The 11,980-nt window shown below is 60.8% G+C and carries 7 protein-coding genes and 3 rRNA genes; all 10 read right to left on the bottom strand.

Going from position 1 to position 11,980, the window contains the following annotated elements; all coding sequences use genetic code 11:
* The 10 genes from CBI38_RS13270 to CBI38_RS13230 all read right to left on the bottom strand — a co-directional run bounded on the left by CBI38_RS13270 (position 1) and on the right by CBI38_RS13230 (position 11,974).
* A complete protein-coding gene (locus CBI38_RS13270; RefSeq protein ID WP_109329442.1) occupies positions 1–954 on the bottom strand; it encodes an NAD kinase in 954 nt (317 codons plus the stop codon).
* Positions 951–1,805 carry a TlyA family RNA methyltransferase gene (locus CBI38_RS13265; RefSeq protein ID WP_109329441.1) on the bottom strand — a complete coding sequence of 285 codons (855 nt, stop codon included), beginning with the start codon at positions 1,803–1,805 and terminating at the stop codon, positions 951–953. Before CBI38_RS13265 ends, CBI38_RS13270 begins: the two co-directional genes overlap by 4 nt.
* Before the next feature lies 1 nt (position 1,806).
* Positions 1,807–2,034, bottom strand: a complete 228-nt coding sequence (locus CBI38_RS37825) for a hypothetical protein (protein ID WP_162603146.1) — start codon at positions 2,032–2,034, stop codon at positions 1,807–1,809.
* Between the two features lie 90 nt (positions 2,035–2,124).
* Positions 2,125–3,141: an HAD-IIA family hydrolase gene (locus CBI38_RS13260; RefSeq protein WP_230990168.1), complete on the bottom strand. Its 1,017-nt coding sequence runs from the start codon at positions 3,139–3,141 to the stop codon at positions 2,125–2,127.
* Positions 3,138–4,088 (bottom strand): tetratricopeptide repeat protein, encoded by a 951-nt coding sequence (locus tag CBI38_RS13255; RefSeq protein ID WP_109329440.1) that lies wholly within the window; start codon positions 4,086–4,088, stop codon positions 3,138–3,140. The genes CBI38_RS13260 and CBI38_RS13255 overlap by 4 nt, the downstream gene beginning before the upstream one ends.
* 60 nt (positions 4,089–4,148) lie before the next feature.
* Positions 4,149–4,265 (bottom strand): 5S ribosomal RNA (gene rrf / locus CBI38_RS13250).
* A gap of 161 nt (positions 4,266–4,426) precedes the next feature.
* A 23S ribosomal RNA gene (locus CBI38_RS13245) occupies positions 4,427–7,560 on the bottom strand.
* A 337-nt stretch (positions 7,561–7,897) separates the two neighbouring features.
* A 16S ribosomal RNA gene (locus CBI38_RS13240) occupies positions 7,898–9,417 on the bottom strand.
* The 16S, 23S and 5S rRNA genes sit together here, the layout of an rRNA operon.
* A gap of 599 nt (positions 9,418–10,016) precedes the next feature.
* A complete protein-coding gene (gene tyrS, locus CBI38_RS13235) occupies positions 10,017–11,294 on the bottom strand; it encodes a tyrosine--tRNA ligase (protein WP_109335057.1) in 1,278 nt (425 codons plus the stop codon).
* An 8-nt stretch (positions 11,295–11,302) separates the two neighbouring features.
* Positions 11,303–11,974, bottom strand: coding sequence for a DNA-3-methyladenine glycosylase (locus tag CBI38_RS13230; protein WP_109329439.1), 672 nt, complete (start codon positions 11,972–11,974; stop codon positions 11,303–11,305).
* Between the last annotated feature and the right edge of the window lie 6 nt (positions 11,975–11,980).

Raw genomic sequence — 11,980 nt, 5'->3', positions numbered from 1 at the left:
CTAGGGTTTCCTTCCTCGCCACCCGGTGACGGGCAGCTCGAACTTTCGCACCATGCGATCGGCGAAGGGAGCCGAGTCGAGTCGCACCCAGCGAACGGCTTCCTTACCGCGCACCACCTCCACCCGCGCACCCGCAGGAAGTTCGAGAGTTCTCCTGCCGTCACAAAAAACCAGTCCATCATGACTACCGGCCACCGTCTCGACAGCGATGATCGACTCCGGGCTGGTGACGAGCGGCCGCGCGAAGAGTGCGTGGGCATTGCTCGGAACAACCAGCAAGGCTTCCAGTTCGGGCCACACGACGGGACCGCCGGCGGAGAAGGCGTAGGCCGTCGACCCCGTCGGTGTCGAGATGAGCACTCCGTCGCATCCGAACGCCGACACGGGGCGGCCGTCGACTTCGAGCACCACTTCGAGAACACCGAGCCGGGACCGGTTCTCGATGCTCGCTTCGTTGAGCGCCCAGCCCCGCTCGATGATCTCGTCGTCCACCCGAACGACGACGTCCAGCGTCATGCGCTGTTCCACCCGATATTCGCGGCGCACCACCTGACCGAGTGCCTCGTCCAGATGTTCGGCCTCCGTTTCGGCAAGGAAGCCGATGCGCCCGAGGTTGATGCCCAGCACCGGAATGGACGCGGCCTGAGCAAGTTCCGCGGCGCGAAGGAAAGTCCCATCTCCTCCGAGGACCAGCACCATTTCGCAGCCGAGGGCGGCGTGCGGACCGGCCTGGACGATCGTCACCTCGAATCCCGGCACGAGGAACTCGTCGGGCGCCATGCCGTCCATTGGTTCGATGCGTGTGTTGTCGACCTCGTCGACGAGGACGCGCAGTCCGATTCCAGCGCTCTTGAAGATCTCACCGACGCGCCGTGCGGTCTCCGTGATTTCGGCACGGCCCGGGTGCGCCACCAGCAGAATCTCGCGTGCCGTGCCGCTGCTTCCCCCGCTCACTGTGGTCCTTCCTGCACCGCGGTGCGAATCAACTCTTCGATCGAGTCGACCGGTTCATCATCAACCCCGGGTACGACACCCGGTTCCGGCACCGCAGTGGCACCCAAGCGGAGCCACAGGAAATACTCGACATTTCCGGAGGGACCTGGCAACGGGCTCGCGACGGCTCCCAGCGTACGCAGCCCCAGGGACTCCGCGGCCCTTGCGACCCTGAGGACGGCAGCCACCCGCAGTTCCGGGTCACGGACCACTCCGCCCGACCCGACATGATCCTTACCGACTTCGAACTGCGGCTTCACCATCGGAACGAGATCTGCGCCGGCAGTGACACACGCGACGAAGGCCGGCAGCACGAGTTCGAGGGAAATGAACGACAGGTCGGCGACCACCAGATCGACAGGTCCGCCGATGCGCTCGGCGTCGATAGCACGCACGTTGGTGCGGTCGACTACACGAACCCGATCGTCCGACTGCAACCGCCACACCAACTGGCCGTATCCGACATCCACCGCGACCACCTCCCGGGCGCCATGGTGGAGAAGTACATCCGTGAAGCCCCCCGTCGAGGCGCCGGCGTCGAGACACCGCTTCCCCTCGACCGAGAGCCCACCGGGTCCGAACGCTTCGAGAGCGCCGAGCAACTTGTGGGCGCCCCGCGAAGCCCAGGACACCTCGTTGTCCACCTCGACCACCCGTAGCGGTGTTCCCGCTTCGACGGCGGTAGCAGGTTTGGTCGCAGCTACTCCGGAGATCAGTACTCTGCCGGAAGTTATGAGTTCCTGGGCGTGTTCACGGGACCGGGCCAGTCCACGCCGAACGAGTTCGGCATCCACCCGCGCGCGTCGGGCCACCTCAGATCTTGTCCACGGCGGCCAGCGCTTCCACCAGAACGTCGTGGGCCTTCTCGAGCAGATGCGCTTTCTTCGGAATGACTCCGACTCCGTGTGGGTCCTCGGGATCCGGTTCGACGGCGTGCAGCCGCGTCAGCAATCCGTCCACCTCCGCGGAAATCTTCTCGGGGTCGACACTCGGCGTTCGCCCAGGTAGATGGGCTCCCGGGCGCGGTATTGGCGTGCTCATCGGGCACAACGCTAGTCGATCCCCCTCGGATACGCATACAGCGAACCGCGCCGCGGACACAAAGGATCTACGGGCACTCGAGATGCGCGGTCAAGCACCCCAATCGGACACGAGGGCGCTGACTGCCGGGTGAGTGGAGGTGACGCGGCCGAACTCGGGGTACTTCCATGCTGACACAGCCACGTGCCGGAGCAGCGTCACCGAATCGGCAGTGCCGATCGATCTGCCTTTCGGTTCGATCACCAGATCAGTGCCGTCGAAGTCGACGGAGAAGCGACGGTCCTCGCCGACCCTCGATTCGTCAGCAGGCCGGTTGAGGGCACCCAATTCGGAAGCGACGAAGGTCGGGCGTTGTTCCTCGGTGGCCCTTAGGACGTCGATGGCAGTACTGACCCCGGTGAGCACCAACAGGGATTCGAGACCCACGGCGTTGGCGCCCTCGATGTCGGTGTCGAGTCTGTCGCCCACAACCAGAGGGCGCAAACTCCCACTGCGGCGTATCGCGTCTTCCATCAAAGGCGCTGCCGGTTTACCGGCGACCAGAGGTTCGGAGGACGTTGCGGTGCGCAGAGCGGCCACCATAGATCCGTTGCCCAGCACCAGCCCACGCTCGGTAGGGAGCGTGGAATCGACGTTGGCCGCTACCCAGAGAGCTCCCGACCGGATGGCGAGTGTCGCCTCCGCAAGAATCGCCCAGTCGGTTGTCGGAGAATGGCCCTGCACCACCGCGACGGGCGAATCCGCGAACAACCGCACCGGGCGCAAGCGGACCCGCGCCACTTCATCAGCCAGGGCTTCCGTCCCGACTACCAGCACTGCAGCACCGGGTTCGATCTTCTCAGCGAGGAGTCGAGCTGCGGATTGCGAACTCGTGACCACCCTCGACTCCGAGGCGTCGAAACCGAGCTCGGTCAGGTGTGCGGCGACCTCACTTGGGCTACGGCTCGCATTGTTCGTCACGTAATAGAGGGCTTGCGTTCCCGACGCCAGCGCGGCCCGGGCACCGGGCATAGCCAGCGGACCCTGGTACAGGGTGCCGTCCAGATCGAGTAGCAGAGCGTCATATCCGTCACGCAGCGACGACGCCCCACCGGGCTCCACCGTCACTGATCGTCTCCGGTCAGCTCGGCCACACGCTCCTCTGCGTCGGTATCACCTTCGAGGTCCGCCGCAGCCGAATTGAGGAACCACTTCAGTCCGTCCTCGATACGGCCGGCGGCCACCAGGGCGTCGGCATACGCATAGAAGAGACGCGCAGCTCCCGGACCGGTACGGGAAGCGTCGAGGTCCGGCGTCTGCAACGTGACCACGGCCTGATCGAACTGCCCGAGGTCCATGCGCGCACCTGCAACTACGATGCGCAGCTCGGCGGCGTCATCACCAGACAGAGCCGCTGCTTCCTCGCTCCGACCCAGTTCGATCGCCCGTTCGGGTCGGCCCAGCCCGCGTTCGCAGTCCGCCATCACGGCGAGGAGTCCGGGACCGCCAGCCATCCGACGTGCGGCCCGCAACTCGGACAGCGCTTCTGCCCATTCACCAGCGTGGTACGCGGTGATCCCCGCGGCCTCGCGAACGACGGCGATACGTCCGGCCCGCTGCCGCGCCGCACGCGCATGCGCCAGGGCCAGTCGGGGATCGTCGTCAACCAACTTGCCCGCCATCACGAGATGCCGCGCAACGGTATTCGCGTTCGTCTTGTCCAAGCTCAGCAGGTCACGCCGGACAGTCGGATCAAGTTCACCGGCCTCGACATTCTCGGGCAGGTCGGGTTCGTCGGGACGGGCATCCTGCCGCTGCGGGCGGTCACCATCACGACCCCGCGGAGTGAATCCCCCCTCGCCCCCACGGCGCTGCCCACCTCGCCGGTCATTGCCGGCACCGCCACGAGAATCTCGCGGGCCGCCGAACGATCCACCACGACCACCCGACGGGCCACCTCTACTCGAACCCGAGGCACCGCCTCGGTCCGAACCTGAAGCACCGCCTCGTCCAGAATTAGAGGCACCGCCTCCGCGGAAGGATCGACGTCCGTCGTCGCTCTCCGACACAGTCATTCCTTTCACACAAACCACGAAAGGGGACCCAGTATATTGGGTCCCCTTTCGGTAACGGATGTTCGGCGGTGTCCTACTCTCCCACACCCTGTCGAGTGCAGTACCATCGGCGCTGGAGGGCTTAGCTTCCGGGTTCGGAATGGGGCCGGGCGTTTCCCCTCCGCTATGGCCGCCGTAACTCTATGAAACTGTCACACACCCATCTTTCCTTTTTCCGGTTCCCCGCCGTGGCCACGCACCCGGGTGGGTGCGGAACTGTCCAGGGGGTTCAGTGAAAGGAAAAAAAGGGGGTATCTGTGTGTTGTTTCAGATACTGCACAGTGGACGCGTAGCTTCTTTGTGGTAAGTCCTCGGCCTATTAGTACCAGTCACCTACACCCATTACTGGGCTTCCAGTTCTGGCCTATCAACCCGGTGGTCTGCCGGGGGCCTTACCCCCTCGAGGGGGTGAGAAACCTCATCTTGGAACAGGCTTCCCGCTTAGATGCTTTCAGCGGTTATCCCTTCCGAACGTAGCTAACCAGCGGTGCTCCTGGTGGAACAACTGGCACACCAGAGGTTCGTCCGTCCCGGTCCTCTCGTACTAGGGACAGCCTTCCTCAAGTTTCTAACGCGCGCGGCGGATAGAGACCGAACTGTCTCACGACGTTCTAAACCCAGCTCGCGTGCCGCTTTAATGGGCGAACAGCCCAACCCTTGGGACCTACTCCAGCCCCAGGATGCGACGAGCCGACATCGAGGTGCCAAACCATCCCGTCGATATGGACTCTTGGGGAAGATCAGCCTGTTATCCCCGGGGTACCTTTTATCCGTTGAGCGACACCGCTTCCACTTGCCGGTGCCGGATCACTAGTCCCGACTTTCGTCCCTGCTCGACTTGTCAGTCTCACAGTCAAGCTCCCTTGTGCACTTGCACTCGACACCTGATTGCCAACCAGGCTGAGGGAACCTTTGGGCGCCTCCGTTACATTTTGGGAGGCAACCGCCCCAGTTAAACTACCCACCAGGCACTGTCCCTGAACCAGATCATGGTCCGAGGTTAGAGGTCCAATACGATCAGAGTGGTATTTCAACAACGACTCCACACTCACTGGCGTGAGCGCTTCACAGTCTCCCACCTATCCTACACAAACCGAACCGAACACCAATACCAAGCTGTAGTGAAGGTCCCGGGGTCTTTTCGTCCTGCCGCGCGTAACGAGCATCTTTACTCGTAATGCAATTTCGCCGAGTCTATGGTTGAGACAGCTGAGAAGTCGTTACGCCATTCGTGCAGGTCGGAACTTACCCGACAAGGAATTTCGCTACCTTAGGATGGTTATAGTTACCACCGCCGTTTACTGGGGCTTAAATTCTCAGCTTCGCCACCGAAATGGCTAACCGGTCCTCTTAACCTTCCAGCACCGGGCAGGCGTCAGTCCGTATACATCGTCTTACGACTTCGCACGGACCTGTGTTTTTAGTAAACAGTCGCTTCTCACTGGTCTCTGCGGCCCCACCCAGCTCACACTGCAAGAGTGATCACCAGACGAGGCCCCCCTTCTCCCGAAGTTACGGGGCATTTTGCCGAGTTCCTTAACCATAGTTATCTCGATCGCCTTAGTATTCTCTACCTGACCACCTGTGTCGGTTTGGGGTACGGGCCGTGTGAAAGCTCGCTAGAGGCTTTTCTCGGCAGCATAGGATCACTGAATTCGCCTCATTCGGCTATGCGTCACCTCTCAGGATATGTGTGACCCGGATTTGCCTAGGTCACTCCCTACAGGCTTACACCAGTATTACCACTGACTGGCTCAGCTACCTTCCTGCGTCACCCCATCGCTTGGCTACTACCAGATCAGGTCCCACGCATCCGCCACCTACGAACCCGAAGGTTCACAAGCGGTTTCAGGGTGGTTAGTATCACTGATTCACCAGGGGCGCGTTCACACGGGTACGGGAATATCAACCCGTTGTCCATCGGCTACGCCTGTCGGCCTCGTCTTAGGTCCCGACTCACCCTGGGCGGATTAACCTGGCCCAGGAACCCTTGGTCATTCGGCGGACGAGTTTCTCACTCGTCTTTCGCTACTCATGCCTGCATTCTCACTCGTGTGGCCTCCACGGCTGGGTCACCCCGCCGCTTCCATGGCCACACGACGCTCCCCTACCCATCCACACCACTGCCCACCCTCCCGCAGGAAAATGGGGGTGCATTGTGTGAATGCCGCAGCTTCGGTGGTGTACTTGAGCCCCGCTACATTGTCGGCGCAGGATCACTTGACCAGTGAGCTATTACGCACTCTTTCAAGGGTGGCTGCTTCTAAGCCAACCTCCTGGTTGTCTTCGCGACCCCACATCCTTTTCCACTTAGTACACGCTTAGGGACCTTAGCTGGCGATCTGGGCTGTTTCCCTCTCGACTACGAACCTTATCGCCCGCAGTCTCACTGCCGCGCTCTCACTCACCGGCATTCGGAGTTTGGCTGATTTCGGTAAGCTTGTGGGCCCCCTAGACCATCCAGTAGCTCTACCTCCGATGAGAAACACGCGACGCTGCACCTAAATGCATTTCGGGGAGAACCAGCTATCACGGAGTTTGATTGGCCTTTCACCCCTACCCACAACTCATCCCCTCAGTTTTCAACCTAAGTGGGTTCGGTCCTCCACGACGTCTTACCGTCGCTTCAACCTGGCCATGGGTAGATCACTCCGCTTCGGGTCTAGAACATGCCACTATAAACGCCCTATTCGGACTCGCTTTCGCTACGGCTACCCCACACGGGTTAACCTCGCGACATGCCACTAACTCGCAGGCTCATTCTTCAAAAGGCACGCCATCACCCCCAGCGACAAGTCACTCGAAGGCTTTGACGGATTGTAAGCGCACGGTTTCAGGTACTATTTCACTCCCCTCCCGGGGTACTTTTCACCTTTCCCTCACGGTACTAGTCCGCTATCGGTCACCAGGGAGTATTCAGGCTTATCGGGTGGTCCCGACAGATTCACACCAGATTTCACGGGCCCGGTGCTACTTGGGTTTCCATCACGACAGTCACAATGTTTTCGTGTACGGGATTCTCACCCTCTACGACAGGCCGTTCCAGACCACTTCCACTAACACCATGATTTCTTACTGTCGGCCAACACGGCAGCATTGACAAGATGAACCCCACAACCCCACGAATGCAACGCCTGCCGGCTATCACACATCCATGGTTTAGCCTCTTCCGCTTTCGCTCGCCACTACTCACGGAATCACTATTGTTTTCTCTTCCTGTGGGTACTGAGATGTTTCACTTCCCCACGTTCCCTCCACACACCCTATATATTCAGATGCGGGTAACACGACATCACTCGTGCTGGGTTTCCCCATTCGGACATCCTCGGATCTCAGCTCGGTTGACAGCTCCCCGAGGCTTATCGCAGCCTCCTACGTCCTTCATCGGCTCCTGGTGCCAAGGCATCCACCGTACGCTCTTCATTACTTACAACAAAGATGCTCGCGTCCACTGTGCAGTTCTCAAACAACACACCCGCCTCGAACTCCCGCCAGCACCATGCCCACCACCAAAGTGATGCGGTCTGCCTGACATCCGAACCGGATCGTCACTTTCCTGAAAGAAAAAACACTCACGTGTTCCCTCAGGACCCAACAGTATGTCGATATAATTCGCCCTCCCACCAGCACACAGGCCGGCAGTTGAGAACCAATACTTGTCAGCGATCCACCCATGAGCAACCACCGGATAACATACGCATCCGAAATGGCCTCTGCCAGACCATCATCCACTGACTGTTCAGCGGTACATGACTGGAGATGCTCCTTAGAAAGGAGGTGATCCAGCCGCACCTTCCGGTACGGCTACCTTGTTACGACTTCGTCCCAATCGCCGATCCCACCTTCGACGGCTCCCTCCCACAAGGGGGTTAGGCCACCGGCTTCGGGTGTTACCGACTTTCATGACGTGACGGGCGGTGTGTACAAGGCCCGGGAACGTATTCACCGCAGCGTTGCTGATCTGCGATTACTAGCGACTCCGACTTCACGGGGTCGAGTTGCAGACCCCGATCCGAACTGAGACCAGCTTTAAGGGATTCGCTCCACCTCACGGTCTCGCAGCCCTCTGTACTGGCCATTGTAGCATGTGTGAAGCCCTGGACATAAGGGGCATGATGACTTGACGTCGTCCCCACCTTCCTCCGAGTTGACCCCGGCAGTCTCTTACGAGTCCCCACCATTACGTGCTGGCAACATAAGACAAGGGTTGCGCTCGTTGCGGGACTTAACCCAACATCTCACGACACGAGCTGACGACAGCCATGCACCACCTGTATACCGACCACAAGGGGGGGCCGTATCTCTACGGCTTTCCGGTATATGTCAAACCCAGGTAAGGTTCTTCGCGTTGCATCGAATTAATCCACATGCTCCGCCGCTTGTGCGGGCCCCCGTCAATTCCTTTGAGTTTTAGCCTTGCGGCCGTACTCCCCAGGCGGGGCGCTTAATGCGTTAGCTACGGCACAGATTCCGTGGAAGGAACCCACACCTAGCGCCCACCGTTTACGGCGTGGACTACCAGGGTATCTAATCCTGTTCGCTACCCACGCTTTCGTTCCTCAGCGTCAGTTACTGCCCAGAGACCCGCCTTCGCCACCGGTGTTCCTCCTGATATCTGCGCATTTCACCGCTACACCAGGAATTCCAGTCTCCCCTGCAGTACTCAAGTCTGCCCGTATCGCCTGCAAGCTCACAGTTGAGCTGTGAGTTTTCACAAACGACGCGACAAACCGCCTACGAACTCTTTACGCCCAGTAATTCCGGACAACGCTTGCACCCTACGTATTACCGCGGCTGCTGGCACGTAGTTAGCCGGTGCTTCTTCTGCAGGTACCGTCACTTCCGCTTCGTCCCTGCTGAAAGAGGTTTACAACCCGAAGGCCTTCATCCCTCACGCGGCGTCGCTGCATCAGGCTTTCGCCCATTGTGCAATATTCCCCACTGCTGCCTCCCGTAGGAGTCTGGGCCGTGTCTCAGTCCCAGTGTGGCCGGTCACCCTCTCAGGTCGGCTACCCGTCGTCGCCTTGGTAGGCCATTACCCCACCAACAAGCTGATAGGCCGCGGGCCCATCCTGCACCAGTAAACCTTTCCACCCCCAGCCATGCAGCCGAAGGTCGTATCCGGTATTAGACCCAGTTTCCCGGGCTTATCCCGAAGTGCAGGGCAGATCACCCACGTGTTACTCACCCGTTCGCCGCTCGTGTACCCCGAAGGGCCTTACCGCTCGACTTGCATGTGTTAAGCACGCCGCCAGCGTTCGTCCTGAGCCAGGATCAAACTCTCCGTTGAAGACTCTAGAAAGAGGCGAACCCCAATCAGTCATAGACATCGAGTCAAATCACTAGCGATCAAAAACTCAAACTAGCTCAATCAAACACTGACCCCCCTCCGACGGAAGAAGGAGAAGAGCCAGCAAATACCCACACCACTCACAACCAAACCAAAAGGCCCAGCCGATCATCCGTGATGCGGAGTACCAAAAACAATTTGGCACTGACATTCATCGACACACTGTTGAGTTCTCAAAGAACACGCACACACCATCACACCCGAAGACAATATCTCCGACCGATCCGGGGCAACCGCTCCAGCCTAACTCCTGTCACCTCCCGATGCAAACGGGAACCTCCAGGACATCTCGAACACACCAATCACGATCAGCGTCTTCGGGAAGATCAGGCGCCTTCGTCCAACCTCGTGTCCCCCGCCTTCCGGCCGGAGTCGGTGTCCGTGTCGCTCTGACTTGAAATAAGTTACGCGACGGATAACGGAGCGTCAAATCCCCAGTTCGGAGAAGTCCAGCGCGTTAAATCCGCAGGTGGAACGCGCACAGCGTCAGCCACCTGCGGATCACGTCCCGAACTTACAACCGTGTGATGCCGGGCACCCTAGCGCGCCACCACCTGGATGCCGGCGAAGTGCCGTTTACCGCGCCGAACCACGAGCCAGGTTCCATGGAGAAGATCGTCGCCCGAGGGGGTCCACTCCTCGCTGCTGATCTTGCGGTTGTTCACCGACGCACCGCCTTCCTTCACCGCACGGCGGGCAGCGCCCTTGCTCTCGCACAGCCCGCTGAGCACAAGCAGATCCACGATGCTGGCAGGTGCCCCGGGCGCCAACTCTGCGACCGCCGCTTCGCGGAGCGCCGCAGCCAGCGTCGGTTCGTCGAGATCTCGCAATTCACCCCTGCCGAACAGTGCCTTGCTAGCCAGCTCCACGGCGCGGGTGTTCGCTTCTCCGTGGACCAGAGTTGTCATTTCCGCTGCCAGCCTCCGCTGAGCCTCGCGAGCATGCGGACGTTCAACTGTCGCCGACTCGAGCTCCGCAAGCTCTTCCGGCGAAAGGAAGGTGAACCATCGCAGGTATTTCACGACATCGGCGTCGCTCGTGTTCACGAAGTACTGGTACCAGGCGTAGGGGCTCGTCATCTCGGGGTCGAGCCACAGGCTGCCACCACCCGTCGACTTGCCGAACTTCTTACCGTCGGCGGAAGTCACCAACGGAACGGTGAGTCCGTGCACCGTCGCAGCGTCGATACGGCGGTTCAGGTCGACGCCGGCGATGATGTTGCCCCACTGATCCGACCCGCCCACCTGCAATGTGCACCCGTGGCTACGGCGCAGATGGAGGTAGTCGTTGGCCTGGAGCAGCATGTAGCTGAACTCCGTGTAGGACATGCCGTCGGATTCGAGCCTACGTTTCACCGTGTCCCGCGCCAGCATGACGTTGACCGAGAAATGCTTGCCGACATCTCGGAGGAAGTCGATCGCCGACAGCTTCCCGGTCCAATTCATGTTGTTCTCGACGACGGCGCCGCTGGGGGAATCGTCGAAGTCGACGAACCGTTCGAGTTGGCCGCGGATCCGATCGGCCCACGCGGCCACCGTGTCGGAGGAGTTCATTGTCCGTTCACCGACATCACGCGGGTCACCGATGAGTCCCGTCGCGCCACCTGCCAGGACCACTGGCCGGTGCCCTGCGCGCTGGAACCGTTTGAGCGCGAGCAGAGGTACCAGGTGCCCGGCGTGCAGACTGGGTCCAGTCGGGTCGAACCCCGCATACAGCGTGACCGGTCCGGCGTCGAGATCACGACGCAATGCGTCCAGATCGGTTGATTGAGCGATCAGCCCGCGCCAGGTCAGTTCATCGATGATGTTCTCAGTCACGTGATCGATCATCCCATCCGCTCGTCGACGGGCATCGCACGCGGGCTTCTCCGATAGGCCGACACGGCAGCGGACTCGGGAATCCAGAAACGCCACGGCCGGTCAGCGGCCGCGCTGACCCCCACCCGGGGACCACTCACCCATCCTTCCGACTCGGTGATCTCGAGCCGGATCGGTGAATCGGCTGCGAACAGCGGCGCACCGTTGTCGGCGAGGGTGACGCCGGTGGCCGACCCCAAGTTTCCGGGACCCCGCGCGAAATCAGCCGGCCGGGTGACCCGCGATCGTCGTGCGCGGACAGTTTCCGCACCGTCGAGGATTTCACCTGCGCGCAGAAGCACTCCGCCGGCCGTCCCGACCGGCCCGTACGACACATTCATGCAGAAGTGCATTCCGTAGCTGCGGTACACGTACAGGTGTCCGGCCGGACCGAACATCACCGCGTTCCGCGGCGTCTTCCCCCGATACGAGTGCGATGCCGGGTCCGGCCATGGTCCCTCTGCTTCTCCGCCGTACGCCTCGACCTCGACGATGCGAAGGCGTACGTCCGCGACGATCAAGGTGGACCCCAGCACCATTCTTGCGGCTTCGGTGGGGTGGGCCTCGGCAAGTCGATCGACAGTCACCCTCCGATTGTGCCCAACCGTTGACGCACAGCTCTCCGTGGACGCATAATTCATCAGGCA

Origin of the sequence: Rhodococcus oxybenzonivorans, assembly GCF_003130705.1 — a bacterium.
GTDB lineage: Bacteria > Actinomycetota > Actinomycetes > Mycobacteriales > Mycobacteriaceae > Rhodococcus_F > Rhodococcus_F oxybenzonivorans.
This window is presented reverse-complemented; position numbering and strand designations above follow the sequence as displayed.